Origin of the sequence: Actinoplanes sp. NPDC049265 (genome assembly GCF_043197135.1) — a bacterium.
Taxonomy (GTDB): Bacteria; Actinomycetota; Actinomycetes; order Mycobacteriales; family Micromonosporaceae; genus Actinoplanes.
Window position 1 is genome coordinate 92,979 of the sequence record NZ_JBICSP010000010.1, and the last position, 16,174, is coordinate 109,152.

The 16,174-nt window shown below is 70.5% G+C and carries 12 protein-coding genes; 5 read left to right on the forward strand and 7 right to left on the reverse strand.

Annotated features, from left to right (window positions below; translation table 11 throughout):
• Nucleotides 1–37: 37 nt before the first annotated feature.
• Entirely contained in the window at nt 38–1,258 is a 1,221-nt protein-coding gene (locus ACGFIO_RS23715; protein WP_392828672.1) for an SUKH-3 domain-containing protein, read from the reverse strand.
• Between the two features lie 109 nt (nt 1,259–1,367).
• Here ACGFIO_RS23715 and ACGFIO_RS23720 point away from each other — a divergent pair, with 109 nt between their 5' ends.
• From ACGFIO_RS23720 to ACGFIO_RS23735, 4 genes are read left to right on the forward strand one after another with little or no spacing between them, the layout of a single operon-like run.
• Nucleotides 1,368–1,739 carry a YbaB/EbfC family nucleoid-associated protein gene (locus tag ACGFIO_RS23720; RefSeq protein ID WP_392828674.1) on the forward strand — a complete coding sequence of 124 codons (372 nt, stop codon included), beginning with the start codon at nt 1,368–1,370 and terminating at the stop codon, nt 1,737–1,739.
• A complete protein-coding gene (locus ACGFIO_RS23725; RefSeq protein ID WP_392828676.1) occupies nt 1,732–2,064 on the forward strand; it encodes a hypothetical protein in 333 nt (110 codons plus the stop codon). The genes ACGFIO_RS23720 and ACGFIO_RS23725 overlap by 8 nt, the downstream gene beginning before the upstream one ends.
• Nucleotides 2,061–5,789 carry a toxin glutamine deamidase domain-containing protein gene (locus ACGFIO_RS23730; RefSeq protein WP_392828678.1) on the forward strand — a complete coding sequence of 1,243 codons (3,729 nt, stop codon included), beginning with the start codon at nt 2,061–2,063 and terminating at the stop codon, nt 5,787–5,789. Before ACGFIO_RS23725 ends, ACGFIO_RS23730 begins: the two co-directional genes overlap by 4 nt.
• Nucleotides 5,782–6,165: a hypothetical protein gene (locus tag ACGFIO_RS23735; RefSeq protein WP_392828680.1), complete on the forward strand. Its 384-nt coding sequence runs from the start codon at nt 5,782–5,784 to the stop codon at nt 6,163–6,165. Before ACGFIO_RS23730 ends, ACGFIO_RS23735 begins: the two co-directional genes overlap by 8 nt.
• Before the next feature lie 30 nt (nt 6,166–6,195).
• Here ACGFIO_RS23735 and dnaB read toward each other — a convergent pair whose 3' ends face one another.
• Nucleotides 6,196–7,587, reverse strand: coding sequence for a replicative DNA helicase (dnaB, locus tag ACGFIO_RS23740; RefSeq protein ID WP_392829018.1), 1,392 nt, complete (start codon nt 7,585–7,587; stop codon nt 6,196–6,198).
• A gap of 545 nt (nt 7,588–8,132) precedes the next feature.
• Between dnaB and ACGFIO_RS23745 the strand changes: the two genes are divergently transcribed.
• Nucleotides 8,133–12,881: a hypothetical protein gene (locus tag ACGFIO_RS23745; protein ID WP_392828682.1), complete on the forward strand. Its 4,749-nt coding sequence runs from the start codon at nt 8,133–8,135 to the stop codon at nt 12,879–12,881.
• Nucleotides 12,882–13,205: 324 nt separating this feature from the next.
• Here ACGFIO_RS23745 and rplI read toward each other — a convergent pair whose 3' ends face one another.
• The 5 genes from rplI to ACGFIO_RS23770 all read right to left on the reverse strand — a co-directional run bounded on the left by rplI (nt 13,206) and on the right by ACGFIO_RS23770 (nt 16,138).
• On the reverse strand, nt 13,206–13,655 hold the full coding sequence (rplI, locus tag ACGFIO_RS23750; RefSeq protein WP_392828684.1) for a 50S ribosomal protein L9: 450 nt from the start codon (nt 13,653–13,655) through the stop codon (nt 13,206–13,208).
• A gap of 14 nt (nt 13,656–13,669) precedes the next feature.
• Entirely contained in the window at nt 13,670–13,909 is a 240-nt protein-coding gene (gene rpsR / locus ACGFIO_RS23755; RefSeq protein WP_285690819.1) for a 30S ribosomal protein S18, read from the reverse strand.
• Between the two features lie 25 nt (nt 13,910–13,934).
• On the reverse strand, nt 13,935–14,501 hold the full coding sequence (locus ACGFIO_RS23760; protein WP_392828686.1) for a single-stranded DNA-binding protein: 567 nt from the start codon (nt 14,499–14,501) through the stop codon (nt 13,935–13,937).
• A gap of 69 nt (nt 14,502–14,570) precedes the next feature.
• Nucleotides 14,571–14,861, reverse strand: a complete 291-nt coding sequence (gene rpsF, locus ACGFIO_RS23765; protein WP_392828687.1) for a 30S ribosomal protein S6 — start codon at nt 14,859–14,861, stop codon at nt 14,571–14,573.
• Between the two features lie 272 nt (nt 14,862–15,133).
• Complete coding sequence (locus ACGFIO_RS23770) at nt 15,134–16,138, reverse strand: hypothetical protein (protein ID WP_392828689.1); 1,005 nt, start codon at nt 16,136–16,138, stop codon at nt 15,134–15,136.
• Nucleotides 16,139–16,174 lie beyond the last annotated feature (36 nt).

Here is a 16,174-nt window from a genome sequence, read left to right on the forward strand (position 1 = left end):
ATATTTGTGCTCAGAGCGCTCTGAGCACAAATATGCATCACCACGTGCCGTCGTCCTGGACCCGGGCGGCGGGACCGTCACCCATCACGAGGTCAGTCATCGCCTCGTCGACGGTCTCGCCGAGCAGCCACTCACCGCCCTGGTCCAGGGCGAAGACCCGGCCACGTTCGTCCACCGCGAGGATCGAGTCGCCGTCCTCCTCGGTGCCGAACGGGAACAGCGGCACCCCGATGACCTCGGCGAAGTCGGCCAGTACGGGCGCGGTGTGCAACGCGATGCGCATGTCGAACTGGTAGAGCCGCACGCGGTGGCGTACCCCCGGCATGCGTCTCTTGGCCACCATCACCGGGAAGTCCACGAGCAGGCCGCGCGCCGCCGGGAACGCCTGATGCCCGTGCTGCCGCGCCATCGTGATCTTCTGATCGGCCAGCGCCTCCCGGCCGATCCGGCCGATCAGCGGCTTCCACCCGCAGCCGGCCAGGCGCCGCGCCACCTCGTCGGGAAAGCGCTCGGGCTCGGCCGGCTCGTCGTCATACCAGGGCGGGCCCCACACCGGCACGTCGTCCCAGGAGGTGACGCCGAAGCCGGCCAGCCCGGTCGCGCACGTGTCGCAGGGGACCGCGCGGGCGCCGGCCAGCGGATCACCGGGCTCGCGGACATAGAAGGCCTCGAACACCGACCCCCGCAGAACCTCGCGCGCGGACTCCAGCGTGAGCGGCTCGGACCGGGCCCGCTCGGCCTCGTGCAGCGCGTCCGACAACACGATCAGCTCGGCGTGGCGCTCACAGCCGCGGACCAACTCGCCGTGCGGCGCCGCGGCCCGGAACATGCCGTCGATCAACAGATGGTGGTTGATCCGCTGGTCACCCTTGGCGCCACGGGCGCGGAAGACGCGGCCGTCCACGGTCAGGTGGGCGGCGGTGGTCGGGCTGTACCGGCGGCGCACCCCGCGCAGCAGTTCGACCGACGGGTCGACCGTGCGGCGCTGGGCCGACAGGTCTGGATGCCGCTCGCGGTAGAGCTGGGCCACGGTTTCCACGGGCACCGCCGGCCAGGTGGTCACCAGGCCGAGTTCACGATCGATGACGGTACGCCCGCCGTCACCCGGCTCGGCCGTGTCGGTGCCGGGGCGGCGCGTCCACACCACGTACCCGAGATCGAACTCTGACACGACGGGCGTGCACTCGTACCCACGCCTCTCGCTCTCGAGCCGCGCCCAGCCGGCAGCGATCTCCTCGGCCTGAGCCAACGTGATCATGGAGCTCCTCCCGGGCGGTGTTCGCGCTGTGAAATTACCGGACCACGCAAGGTTGCGCGGGGCGGTACTGTGCGAACCCAGAATTCGCTCTGCGGCAGGGGAGGGCCGGGTGGCGGACACCGCTGACCGGGACGCCAACCAGGCGTTGCGGGCACGCTTCGAAGAGGTCTCCGGACAGGTCCGTCAGGTCCGGTCGGGCCTTGCTGACCTGCAGAAACGCTTAGCCGAGGTCCGGGTCAGCGTGACTTCACGGGACGGCCAGGTGACGGCCACGGTCGATTCCCGGGGGCATCTGGCCGATCTCGAGCTGCGCAAGAATCCATCGGCGTCGCTGATTGTCTCGACCGTACGGGCGGCGGCCGCGTCCGCCCAGCGTCAGGTTCGCGACATGATGGCCGAGGTGTTTCCGCCGACCTCCCGCGCCGTGAAATACCTGGACGACGGCGACCTGCCATCCCTGGTGCGCGATCCGGATGAGTGATCACGTCGAACTGGACCGGGCCGTTGCTCGGTCGGGCGCCGACGCGCTCTTCGCCGCCGGCGAGGCGCTGGGTGAGCTGCTGGCCGGCACGCGCACCACGCTGCTGCCGGCGTCCGGTGCGCATCCGTGGGGTAACGACGAGATCGGGCACGCTTTCGACGCCGGTTACCGGCCGGCCGAGCAGGACGTGCTGGCCGCCTTCGAGGCCACAGCGCGGCAGGTGCGCACGCTGGGCGAGCAGGTGCGGGCCGTCGTGGCCGAGCTGCGGACCACAGATCAAGACGCCGGGGTACGGGTGGAGCACGCGTACGAGGACCCGGCGTGAGCGTGCTGCCCAGCCCGATCCCGCATCCGCTCGAGTACACCCCGTGGGACCTGCCCGGCTGGGCCTACGAAGCACTCGAATGGGTGGTGGGCTTCGACTGGCCTTCCGGGAACGAGGCCGCCACCTGGGATGTCGCCGACCAGTGGTACGCGCTGGCTACCGCGCTGACCGCCCCGCGCGACGACGCCGCGGCCGCCGCCACGACCATCCGGGCCGGCTACTCCGGGGCGGGCGCGGACGCGTTCGAGGAGGCCTGGGCGGGCGTACCCCTCGAATCCTTGATCGAAGTCGCCCAGGAACTCGGCCAGATGGTCGAGGAATGCGGCTGCGACATCGAAGGCGCCAAGATCGAGGCGTGGATCGAGCTCGGCCTCTTCGTGATCGAGCTGATCGGCATGGCGATCGCGGTCGCGGCCACCCTGGGCACCGCCTCGCCCGCGGCCGGCGGCCTGATCGCCGCCACCCGCGTCATCATCCAGCAGATCTTCAAGCGGCTGGTCGAGCAACTCGGCCGAAAAGCGTTGCGGCAGGCCGGATCCCGGGCGATCAAGCAGTTGTCGACCCGGGCCGGGCGGATGGCGCTGGCCCGCGGGGCGCTGCGGGAGGGCCTGGAGGAGGCGCGGGAGGAATTCGCAACCAATGCGCTGATCCAGGGCTATCAGAACGTGACCGGGCGCCGGGACGGGGTGGATGCCGCTGACCTGGGGTTGTCGACGGCGGCCGGGTTCGGGGGCGGGTTCGCGGCCGGTGGGTCGCAGGTCGGGGCCGGCCATCATGGGTCGCATGGGGTGTTTCGCGGTGCGGCCGGGGAGGTGCTGGCCGAGTTCGGCGGGGCGGCGGTGACCGGCGACCTGCCGGACCTCGAAGGAGTCGCCAAGTCGGCTTCGTCCGGCGGCGTCGGTTCAGCGATGTCCGGCGTTCACAACGTGTCCATTCCCGACACATCGGCGCTGTCGTTATCGTCACCCCTGCCCAGCGGCGACCTGTCGTCCCTCTCCGGCGCCATTCCCCCCGCGTCCCCACCTTCCACCCCGGCGCCTTCTTCCACCCCCCACCATCCCTCTTCCTCTCCCGACCACGCGCCGTCCTCGGCCGATGGCGCTCCCCATCACGCTTCCGAGCCGACGTCTTCACCCAGCCGTTCTGTCCTCCACGATCTGGGTTCCCCGTCCCTGACGACGACGGCCGCCTCGACGCCGCCCCCGCTCCCCGACCACACTCCGCCGCCGTCCGCGCCCAATCCAGCGTCCCCAACCACACCCACCAGCGCGTTCTCCCCATCACCCACTCCTGCCGCCCCGCCCGGCGTGACCTCCCCCGCCTCACCCCCTTCCACCACACCGCCCGCCTCATCCCCCTCTCCCGCCTCGACTCCCGCTCCTGCTTCATCCCCCTCTCCCGCCTCATCCCCCTCTCCCCCCTCGACTCCCTCTCCCGCCTCGACTCCCGCTCCCGCTTCATCGCCTTCTCCCGCCGCAACTCCCGCTCGGCCGGTGCCCGACCCGACCGGCACAGTGCCGTCCAACATGGACCGGCCGGGCGGTCGCCCCAACCCTGGCCAGACTCCCTACCAGGAACTTCCTCTCGGCCACCGAGCACCCGGGAGCACCCACGCTCCGCCACGCGATCTCCCAGCCGCACCTGCGCGGACGGCTCCCTCACCGGACTCCGGCCGCCCCCACTCGGACCTGGACCTGATCGCGGCAGCGCTCGGCCCCGGCGCTCCGGCCGCTCCGCCCCGGCCGCCGACCCCCGCGCGCCCACCGGCGGATCAGCAGCAGATCGACGCGTACGTCGGATATCTGAACCATTCCCGGACAGCCTTCGAGTCCGACCGCCGCGACCGCGACGCCCGCGCCTTGAACGACGAGTCGGCCGACTGGGCGACGTCCGCCGGCCGCCTCACGACCCAGGCCGCGGACGCGCGTTCGCAGGGCTTCTCGTTGCGCGCCGACCAGCTGAGCACCGCCGCGCGGCAGGCCGAGTCCCGCGCCGGCATCCTGTCCGCCCAGGCCGACCTGATGGCCGCGGGTTTCGTCCGGCCGCCGCGCACCGAGGTGGAGTTCGACGCCTGGACCCGCCTCAACGACGACGTCGGCACCTTGGCCTCCGGCGGCGTCGACACCGACGACCGTTCCCGCGTCACCGACGACGAGGTGCCGGCCCCCGTGGAGCGAAGCCGGCGCTACGACGAGCCCGGCGGATTGCGGCGCCCGTTGGCCGTACATCAAAGGGAACTGGAGCAGGCCGTCCCGAAGGACCACAACGGCCGCCCCGTCCGCAACCCCGACCCCCGCGAAGGCGTCTGGTTCACCTTGGCCAACGACGGCGGCCCCACCGCCGACGCCACCCGAGGCATCAACTGCGTAGACGGCGTCCTATCCCTTTTCGACACTTACGTACACGGCCGCCCGAGGGTTTCGGCCCCCCGAACCTTCGACTCGTACGCCCAGGGCGACCCCACCAGACCCTTGAACCCCGAGCGGTCCGGCCGGGCCCGCATAGAGTCAACCGCCCAGGGCTCTTTCGTATCGTTGACCCAGCCCGCCCAGGACCCAAAGCGGTCCGTCCCTCAGGCCTTCACAAACTTGTCCCGCCAGCTACTTTCTTTGGAGCATGGCGCTTTCGCCTTCATCATCACCCAGTCCGAGTCCGGCGACACCCATGCCTGGTCCGCCATAAACCACGGCGGCACAATCCTCTACCTGGACCCCCAAACCGGCCTCCAATCCGAGGACACCCCGCTCTACACCCACTCCGGCCACCCCAACCCGTCCAATGTGGTCTCGGTGAGCGCCCTCCTGACCAACCCCAACGGCGAGTACTCAACAATCCCGGCCCACCTTTCCCCCACCCCAGCCCACCTCCCCGACCCCACCGGCAGTTCACCGCACGACGATCGAAACTCCAACGTGGCGCGGAATTTGGAACACGAGGCTTTTGCCTCACTGAGCGAGGAGTTGCGAAACCGCCTGGTTGCTGACAACGCGAGATGTCAAGCAATGGCGGATCGAATCATGCCGGACCTGGAAAGGATCGCGGCCGACCTCAATCCAAGCGGTGCGGAAGACGGCGCTCGACTCGTGGGAACCGAGTACCGGGCAAAGACGGTCGAATCCATCGCACGCACCATGGCTCCGGAATCGAAGACTCAAAATTTTGACTTCAACCGGTTCATGGCGGGCACAAAGGACCGCGTCAGGTTTTCGATTCAGCTGTCCGAGCATCGATATGTCGAGAATGTCGCAGCCACGCTGGATGCTCTGACCGAGCAGGGCTATACCGTAAAGCGCAAGGTCAACTTCTGGGGGTCGGGCGGCCGTCACAATGGCCTCAACGTCACGGTAGCGGACGTTGATGGGGCCTTGTTCGAGCTCCAGTTCCCCACCGCACTGTCGTACGAGATCGGCAAGTTGACGCACAAGTATTACGAGGATCTACGGCTACCGAGCGTGCGATTCACCAAGCGCCTCAAAGCATTCTTGCAGATACTCAAGGTTAACAAGGAAAAGCACATCGATAATCATCAGCCGGCTGGAGTGGACCGACTGAATCCTAACAAGAACCCGAATACGTCCTTTGACGCGTGGCTTGGCGAGAACGCCGAGGCATGGCATCTTTACGAGTCCAAGCTTGCACAGCAGGGACGAACGGTCGAGGGCCTTCTGGCTTTGTACGGCCTCACCCGCGATGAGGTTTTCGGACAAGGGAGGCCCAATGGTTGACGACGCAGGTTTCGTCTATCTCGCAGTCAAGGAGAGTGACGTCTCCGACCGGCCGTCCAGCTTGATTGCCCACCTGATCACGCTCAACGGCCCAGTGCAGGCAGTGGTCTGGAACGTCCAGTCGAAGACTTGGACGTTCGATCCATCGACCGCGGCGGCCTTTCTCTACGACTTCGACTTCTTCGATAAGCGATTCAAGGTCGACCGAACACAAGCCGAGCACGTAGCCCGAAGTGACCTTCAGACCGAACTGCCGTCAGAAGATGCCCTCCGAGCGATCTGCAGCGCCGGGCTCGCTGCCTGGATGGAGAAGGAAGACCTCAGCGCGGAGTTCGAGGATGACGACGACGCTTGGGACGTCGACAGCGATTCCTGACCGGCGCTGAGATCGCTCCGGATGGCGCAGCTAGACGACGGCCATGTCGACGAAGCGGGACAAGTGGAGTTGGGCGGCGACGGTGACTGTGTCGGTGGGGCCGTTTCGGTGTTTGGCGACGATGAAGTCGGCCTCGCCGGCCCGGGGGGACTCCTTGTCGTAATAGTCGTCGCGGTGGAGGAGGATTACGACGTCGGCGTCCTGTTCGATGGAGCCTGACTCTCGGAGGTCGGAGAGCTGGGGGCGCTTGTCGGTGCGTTGTTCGGGGCCACGGTTTAGCTGGCTGACCGCGATCACAGGGCACTCGACCTCTTTGGCCAGGAGCTTCAGGCCTCGGGAGAGGTCGGCGACCTCCTGCTGGCGGCTCTCGGTGCGCTTCGGGCTGGTCATCAGCTGGAGATAGTCGACGACGATCAATTTTAGGTCGTGGCGCTGCTTGAGGCGCCTTGCCTTGGCTCGGATCTCCATCAGGTTCATGCTCGGGGTGTCGTCGACGAAGATGGGGGCCTCGCTGATCTCGCCCATGCGGCGGGCCAGCTTGGTCCAGTCGTCGTCGGAGAGCTGGCCGGAACGCAGCACGTGCAGGGGCACGCGGGCCTCGGCCGACAGCAGACGCATGACGATCTCGATCTTGCTCATTTCCAGGCTGAAGATGGCGCTGGCGCAGTTGGCGCGGATGGCCGCGTTGCGGGCGAAGTCCATGCTCGCGGTCGACTTACCGAGACCGGGGCGGCCGGCCACGATGATCAGCTGGCCTGGGTGCAGCCCGCTGAGCAGGCGATCGAGATCGGAGAAACCGGTCGGTACGCCGGTCATCATGCCGTTGGTGGCCCCGACCGCCTCGATCTCGTCGAGGGTCGGCTGCAGCATGTCGGCGAGCACCGCGAAGTCTTCGCTGACCCGCTTCTCGGTGACGTCGTACACCGCCTGCTGAGCCAGGTCGACCACGTCGTCGACGTCGCGTCCGCCCATGCCGCCGGTCCCGTACCCCAGCTGGACGATCTTGGTGCCGGCCTCGACCAGGCGGCGCAGCACGGCGCGCTCGGACACGATGCGGGCGTAGTACGAGGCGTTGGCCGCGGTGGGCACGCTCTCGATCAGCGTGTGCAGGTAGGGCACGCCGCCGATGCGTTGCAGGTCACCCGAGTCGGAGAGGGCGGCCGCCACTGTCACGCCGTCGGCCGGCTCGCCTCGCCCGTACAGATCGAGAATGGTGTCGAAGACCGTGGCGTGGACGGGACGATAGAAGTCCTGGGTCTTGAGGATCTCGACCACGTCGGCGATGGCGTCCTTGGACAGCAACATGCCGCCCAGCACGCTCTGCTCGGCCGCGATGTCCTGTGGTGGCGACTTGTCGAAACCGCCCCCGCCGCCGCCCTCTGCAGGACGAGGCGGGGTTTGTGGACGTGCGTCGTCGGTGATCGACACTCGATGCTCCCCCTCCGCACGGCCGCTCACGCGGGGCCGGTCCGCGCCCGGCCACCACTGATCAAACAACCCGGGTACGACACTTTCGGCTGATCCTGTGGCCAGAACCACCCACCACGCCGGAGTGATGCGAGTCCCGGGGCCGACGAAGCATACGAAGCGGCCACTGAGCTGCCCAACTTGGCCGGTGGACGAGGCTTGGGACAACCTGTGGACATCCCGGTCCCGGCTGTGCGCAGCCCTGTGCACAGCCTGGGGATAACCGTTGGGGATGAACCTCGGTGTGCCTTTCCGAACTGGCATTTCGCTGTCCTCAGCGTGTGGACGAGCAAAAACTTCCCGGCGTGACCAAACCATCGCTTCTGGGCGTTGCGGTTCGCGTTTTCAGCGGTCACGCTTTTCAGGTGGACCAACGGGATTGGGACTACGGCGCCCGCCTGCCGCGCGAAAGCCGCGCGTCTGAGTCCCGCTCTCCCCAATTTAGTCCGGAAAGTACCGATAATTCGCGCACGCAGAGCTCGGTAACCGACACGGGGAGTATGCAACCCATTCCAGAGGCCGTCGCGTGGGCCGAACGAGCCGACGCGTGGGCGTCCCAGCCCGAGGAAAACAGCGGCCAGGGCCAGGAATTGAGCCGCTGGTCCGACTCCGCCGCCGCCGGTCGCCCGGCGTTCCCGGCCGACGGCGTGGGCTGGCGCACCGAGACCGCGGAGTGGCGCGCAACCGACCAGACCGCGCGCTGGCGGCAGACCACAGAGTGGCGATCCACTTCGGGTACGCACGGTTACCGCACCACCACCGAGGCGTGGCAAACCGGCGACGGCGCCGAAGGCTTCACGCCCCCGGTCGAGCCGCCTGGCAACTCCCGCCAACCCCTCGCCATCTCCGGCACGGCCTGGTCCGCCGCCGAGCCGAGCGCCGACGGCGACGAACCCACCCGTACCTGGCAAAACTCCGACGGCGCCGGCAACACCTCGTGGCACCGCGTGAGTGGCAGCCCGCCCCCCGACCCCGAGCAGAAACCGGCCTGGCAGCAGTTCACCGAGCAGCCGTCCTCTGGCGCGCCCTGGCCGGCCAGCGGCGCCGCGCCGTGGCAGTCCAGCTCGCCGGGCGCGCCATGGCAGCCGAGCGCGCCGTCCTGGCAGTCCACCGATCGCCCCAGCGCCACCCCGTCGCCGTCCTGGCAGAGCCTGGTCGAGCAGCCCGACCAGAGCCGCCCGTCCTGGAACACCACCGGCCCGGTCCCGACCATAAACGGCTCCACCGTCCCCGAGAACGGCGCGCGCTCGGCCCCCTTCGACGAGGGCCGCCACCTGGTCCGCGAGGACGATCGCGACCGCTGGCGCCGGGAGTACGGCGACGAGTCCCGCTCCGGTGGTCGTCGCCGCGCCGGCGATCCAGGATCAAGGACCAGCTCTGGTACGGGCTGGAGCACGCGTTCCGACGCCGACAACTGGGCCGGTCACGCCGACACCGGCAGCATGCAGATGTTCGACGCGTCGGCACTGGCCGCCGCCAGTGAGGCCCCGAGCTGGCGTACCCCCGACGACCCGGGCACCGACTGGCGCAACCGCACATCCGGCGAGTGGCGTGACGACCCCGAGGCCGCTCGCAACTCCACGTCATCACCGTCCTGGCGTGACGACCCCGAGGCGGCCCGCAACTCGACGTCGCCACCGTCCTGGCGTACCGATCCGGGCGCGCCGCGGCACGTCTCGGCCGCTCCCGCCTGGAACACCGACGACCCGAACGGCCCTCCCGGCCCCTCACCCAGCGGCCCGGCTTCCTTCGGCGGCGGCCAAACCCCGCCCGGCGGCCCGGCATCTTTCGGTGGTGGCCAGACCCCACCCAGCGGCCCGGCTTCCTTCGGTGGCGGCCAGGCCTCGCCGACCAGCCCGACGTCTTGGAACACCGACCAGTCGGGCCGCCGCCGGACCTCCGACGACGAGGGACCGAGCTGGCGTCGCGACCCGGCCGACTCGCCCCGGGTCAACGGAGCCGCGTCCGGCGGCTGGCAGCGCGACGACGACCGCCGCGAACAGCGCCCGCCCACCGGCGGCCCGCGCGCGATCGGCTGGCGTCCCGAGGAACCACCCACCGAGAGCTGGCGCGACCCGCAGCGCGCCAACCCCTCCGACACCGGCTCATGGCGCGACCCGCAGCAGCCCGGCCCGGGTTCCTGGCGCTCCGCCCCGGGCGAGACGGGCAGCTGGCGCGACCAGCAACAGCCCGGCCCCGCCGACGCCGGCTCGTGGCGCGATGCGCAGCGCGCCGCCCCGGGCGAAACCGGCAGCTGGCGCGACCCCCAACAGCCCGGGCGCCCCGACAGCAGCTCATGGCGTGACGCACAACAACCCGGCCCCGCCGACGCCGGCTCGTGGCGTGACGCACAACAGCCCGGTCCGGCCGACGCCGGCACGTGGCGTGACGCCCAGCGGGCCGGCCCGGGCGAGACCGGGAGCTGGCGAAACGCGCCCGGCGAGCCTGGCGGGCGCCCCACCTCGCAGCCACCCGGACCGGCCGACGCTGGTGGCTGGCGCGGCGGCCCGACGGACACGGGCTCGTGGCGTGACGCCCAGCGCGCCGCACCCGGAGAGGCCGGCAACTGGCGCGACCAGGCGGCACCGGGCGCGCCCGGTTCCTGGCGCGACCAGGCCCCACCAGGTGCACCCGGTTCCTGGCGCGACCAGGCCGCGTCGGGTGCGCCCGGGGCACAGAGCGACGGCGCGCCGGGAGGGCCGGCCGATCTGGCCCGGCGCGACGGCCCGGCCGACGCCGGCTCGTGGCGTGACGCGCAGCGGGCGGCCCCCGGCGACACCGGCAGCTGGCGGGACAACGGCCAGCGCCCGAGCCCGGGCGAGACGGGCAGTTGGCGCGAGCCGCAGAACTACGCCGGCAACGGCCAGCGCCCGCCCGGCGACTGGCGCGATCCGCAGCAGGCCGCACCCGGCGACACCGGCTGGCGGGACCCGCAACGTGGCAACCCCGGCGACACCGGCAGCTGGCGCGACCCCCAGCGTGGCAACCCCGGCGACACCGGCAGCTGGCGCGACCCCCAGCGTGGCAACCCCGGCGACACCGGCAGCTGGCGGGACGACGGCCAGCGTCCGGCTCCTCGTCCCGGGGAAACGGGTAGCTGGCGTCGCGACGACGTCCCGCAAGGACGGCCCGGCCCGCAGAGTGCCCCGCCCGGCCGGCGTGGCGATGACTCGTGGCGGCGTGACCTGTCCCCGACCGACCCGACCGCCAACGGTGCGAGCGGCGGCGACCCGGTCACCGGCGGCTGGAAGCGGGACGCCGACACCGGACAGTGGTACCGCAACGAGGCCATCGCCGAGAGCATCGAGCGCCGCAACAGCCCGGCCGGCCCCGACGATCGTGGTCCGGGTGGTCCAGGGCCAGGTGGTCCAGGTGGCCCGGGGACAGACGGTCCAGGGCCAGGGGGGCCAGGTCCGGGGCCGTGGCCGGGGGCTCCGGGACGCGGACCAGGCCCGGATGACGGCGGGTGGCGGGACGCTCGGAGGGCCGGGCCAGGCGATACCGGCAGCTGGCGGGATGACGGCCGGCGCACACGACCCGGTGATACCGGAAGTTGGCGTGACGGCCCCCCTTCTGAGGGCGGCCGCCGCCGGATCGACCCGGAAGACTGGAGTCGCGGCGAGCCGCCCCGTGCCATAGAGACCCGTGCCATCGAGAGCCGCGCCGCGATCGAGGCCCGCCCGGCCATCGAGAGCGGTCCGGCCCGGGACGAAGGCCGGCCCGGCCGGGACGACGGACGAGCGGCCCGTGGCGAAGAACGCGCAGGCTGGGACGACGGACGACCGGCACGCGACGAAGGACGACCCGGCTGGGATGACGGGCGTCCGGGGCGGCGTGCGGGCGAGGAGCGTCCGGATTGGCGTTCCGATCCTCGCTTCCGGGACGACGACGATGCCACCCAGACGTGGCGCCGGGACGATGTCGACGCCCCGCGCCGCCGTGGGCGGGATGACGACGACGAGCCGTCCGGCGGCACGCGGGCGATCGGCTGGCGGGGTGAGGAGCCGTCCGGCGATACGCGCGGCGGTGCGGGCGGTGGACGTACCCCGAATGCGGTTGGTCGTGCCCGGCCGCTGAACCCCAACCGGCGCCGCGGCGACGACCCCGGCAGCACCGGCACCCGAATGAGCCGCGCCGACGACCCCGGCAGCACCAGTACGCGGATGAGCCGCGCCGACGACCCGGGCAGCACCGGCACGCGGATGAGCCGCGCCGACGACCCGGGCAGCACCGGCACACGGATGAGCCGCGCCGACGATCCAGGCAACACCGGCACACGGATGAGCCGCGGTGACGAACCGGTCGGTCCGGACGCTTGGCGGCGGGAGGCGGGCACCCGGACGGATGGGAACTGGCCGGCCGATTCGCGGGACGTGGACTGGCGGGACCAGCTGCGCGGCGAGGCGGAGTCGTTCGTCGGCGACGCGGTCACCGAGATTCGCCGGGTCGAGCCGGACTGGCTGCAGGCCGAGCGGGACACTTCCGGGCGGACCACCGCGATCTATCGCGAGAGTGCCACGAGCACGGACTGGCGCAAGGAACTCGACTCGGGCAGCGACCTGGCCGATGGGGAGTCGCGGCGGTACAACACGCAGGACTTCGTGCCGTTCAAGGGGACCGGCACGGCGTCGGTCGCCCCGGTGTCACCGAACGTCGAAGCGATGCCGCCGCCGGCCCAGCGCGAGGAGTTGCCGCCGCGGTCGGCGTCGGTGGACGAGGACACATCGTGGCCCCCGCGCCGGGCGGGTGGCGTCGACGAGGACACCTCCTGGCCGCCTCGGCGCGCGGGTGGATTGGATGAGGACACGTCGTGGCCGCCGCGGCGGGTCGGCGGCGGCGCTTCGAGCACGGGGGCGTACGAGCGCCGGCCGGTTGGTGGCGGGCTGGCCACCGCGGTGCGTCCGACCAGCCTGCTGGAGCCGGACGAGGAGGAGATCGAGGAGGACACCGGCGGGCCGTTCGCCGCGGTTGGTTACACGGCCGGCTGGTACGGCGTACCCGTCGTCTTGTTCCTGCTCTACTACCTGGTCGTGCTGAACGGCGACGAGAAGGCGCACGCCCTGGACACGCTGGCCGGCGCCGCGCCTCAGTTCGGTCTGTCGCTGGTGCTCAGCATGGGTGTCGCGGTCGGCCTGCGCTGGGCCAGCGGCTCCTGGAAGGCGGTCAGCGTCGGGCTGGCCGCGGCGGTCATGGGCGGCGGCCTGGCCACGGTCCTGACCTCGGCGATCACCGGCAACAGCCTGAGCTGAAGGCGGATTTACAGCACCAGGCGAGGCGGCTACTCGGCCTCGTGGGGGTGCGGATCTACCACACCGGGCGAGGCGGCTACTCAGCCTCGTTGGGGATGCGGATCTACGACACCCGCCGAGGCGGCTGCCCGGCCTCATGGGGGTGCGGATCTACGACACCCGGCGAGGCGGCTGCCCGGCCTCGTTGGGGATGCGGATCTACGACACCCGCCGAGGCGGCTGCCCGGCCTCGTGGGGGTTTGGGGGCTCGGCCCCCATCGCAGACATGCGAGAAGGCCCCGGTCTGCGCTTTCCGCAGACACAGGGCCTCCGCACTTCGAGCGACTACTTGGCGCCGACCACGGTGACCGGGAAGGTCGCGGTGACCTCCGGGTGCAGCCGGATCTTGACGTTGTGCTGGCCGGTGGTCTTGATCTGGCCGGGCAGCTCGAGCCGGCGACGGTCCAGCGACGGACCGCCGGCGGCCTTGATCGCGTCGACGATCTCGGCGGGGGTGATCGAGCCGAACAGCCGGCCGCCGTTGCCGGACCGGGCCGACAGCGACACCTTGAGACCGCTCAGCTGGTCCTTGACCTCGTTGGCGTGGCCCAGGTCGCGGATCTCGCGCGCCTCGCGGGCCCGCTTGATCACCGTGACCTGCTTTTCCGCTCCCTTGGTCCAGCGCATGGCGAAACCCTGCGGGAGCAGGTAGTTGCGGCCGTAGCCGTCCTTGACCTCGACGATGTCGCCGGGGCCACCGAGGCCGGTGACCTCCTGAGTGAGGATGATCTTCATGTCCGGGCCTCCCCTCAGCGCGCCGTCGCGGTGTACGGCAGGAGCGCCATCTCGCGGGCGTTCTTGACCGCGCGGGCGATCTGCCGCTGCTGCTGAGAGGTCACGCCGGTGACCCGCCGAGCGCGGATCTTGCCGCGGTCGGAGATGAACTTGCGCAGCAGCGCGGTGTCTTTGTAGTCGATGTAGGTGATCCCGTCCTTGTCGAGCGGGTTCACCTTCTTCTTCGGCTTGCGAAGCGCAGCAGCCTTCGGCATTGCTCTTACTCCTGAACGTTAAGACCTAGAAAGGTGGCTCGTCATCGAAGGACGAGGAGCTGCGACCACCGCCGGCGCCTCCTCCGCTGGAGGAGGAAGCCGGCGCCGCCGTGGCCCACGGGTCGTCGAAGTTGTTGCCTCCGCCGCCACCGCCGTTGCTGCCACCGCCGGACTGCCGGTTGCCACCACCGCCACCGCCGCCGAAGCCTCCGCCGCTCCCACCGGAACGGCTCATCTTCTGCACCTTCGCCGTGGCGTAGCGGAGCGACGGGCCGATCTCGTCGACCTCGAGCTCGTAGACGGTGCGCTTCTCGCCCTCGCGGGTCTCATAGGACCGCTGGCGCAGCCGGCCCTGCACGATCACCCGTGAGCCGCGGGTCAGCGACTCGGCGACGTGCTCGGCGGCGTCACGCCAGATGTTGCACGCGAGGAAGAGTGGCTCGCCGTCTTTCCACTCCCCGGACGCCCGGTCCAGGGTCCGCGGCGTCGAAGCGATGCGGAACTTCGCGACCGCCGCACCCGAAGGGGTGAAGCGGAGCTCGGGGTCGTCGGTCAAGTTGCCGACGACCGTGATGGTGGTGTCTCCTGCCATGATCTTTCTCCTCGCCGCTTGCCGTCGTTCACGCAGAAGGCTCTCAGAGCCCTCTGACAAAAACGAGTGTCAGCGGGTCTCGGGCCGGATGACCTTGGTACGGAGGATGGACTCGTTCAGCCGCAGCTGACGGTCCAGCTCGGCGACGGCCTCGGGGGTCGCCTGCAGGTCGACCACGGCGTAGATGCCTTCGGCCTTCTTGTTGATCTCGTACGAGAGCCGGCGCCGGCCCCACACGTCGAGCTTCTCGATCGAGCCACCCGCGGTCCGGATCACGTTCAGGTACGTGTCGAGCGAGGGGGCGACGGTGCGTTCCTCGAGACTGGGGTCGAGGATCACCATGAGTTCGTAATGACGCAAGACAATCTCACCTCCTATGGGCTGAGCGGCCGCGGTATTTCCGTGGCAGGAGGTCTTGAGTCAGCCGCGCCGGCACGATGCGCACCAGGCGGACGGTCAAGTGTAGCCAGGTCGGCCCGCGGATACGGAATCGGGCCCCGTCGCAGGTGCGACAGGGCCCGTCCGAGGAGCCGCGGGGCGTCCGGTCCGCTTTCGTTGGGTGGGACCTGGGGAGGAACGACCACACCGATGAGGTTGGACGCAGCCGCCCCGCGGAGCTTGCTGCCAGTAGCTTACGCGATGAATGACCGAGATGCACGTTCCGACACAAATGCCCGAATAGCGGCTACTGCGACGCCCAGCACGCACACGCCGGCGATCACCCCGAGCAGACCGATCGGTCGGCTCTCCGGCATCGGCCGCATCTCCGCGACCGGCTCCGCCGCCGCGATCTCGGAGGGGGACGCGTCCGGCGTCAGAGCTGCGGCTTCGGACACGCTCGGCAGATCGACCGTGGGTACGCCGCCCACGATGGTTTTCTGCTCACCGACCGGCATTCCGGCGAACGTGGGCGCGCTCCGCTCCGTACCCCGCTGAAACTTGGTCTTGACCTTGGTCACCGCCCCTCCACCCTGCGGCATCGTCGGAACCGTCGCCGCCGCGGCCGGTGTCACCGTGCGCTCGTCGATCGGCTTGTTCGCGGCCGGCTTCCTGGTCACCGTCGTGGTGCGCGTCGGCGGCCGATGGGCCGGCGCCGACGTCCCGGTCTGCGGCGCACCTGAGCCGGGCGGATTGGACGTGGCCGGCGGCGGCGTAGTGCCCGGCGGGGTCGTGGTCGGCGGGCCGGACGTGGTCTGCGACGGCAGCGGTACCGTGCCCGGACCGGGGTCGGGCGCGGACGGACTGGTCGGCGTGGGCGTGGCCGTGACCAGCACCGGAGTCGATTCGGTGCCCAGCGCGCAGGACGGCGTCAGCTGCACCGCGGTCGTGCCGCGCCGGAAGACCACCTCGGTCGAGGCGTCGTCCGGCAGCTTGCCCCGCGCGTCGCGGCCCAGCCGGAGCGTCGCCGCGTGACCGGTCCGGTTGACCACCCGCACCCTCGACTCGGCCGGAACCGTCAGCGAGCTCACATCCGGCGTCGAGCGGCAGGACAGCCCGAACATGCCGTCCCCGCCGAAGACGACCTGGTGTCCGGTCTCGATCTGCTCGGCGCTGGCTGTTCCGTTGGTCAGCAGCGGTGCGCCGAGGAGTAGGCCCCCCAGGGTCAGCGCGGCCACCCGGTGCCGGAGCTTTGACATGCGTTTCCCCCAGTTTGGGCCGATTCCGTGATCAAT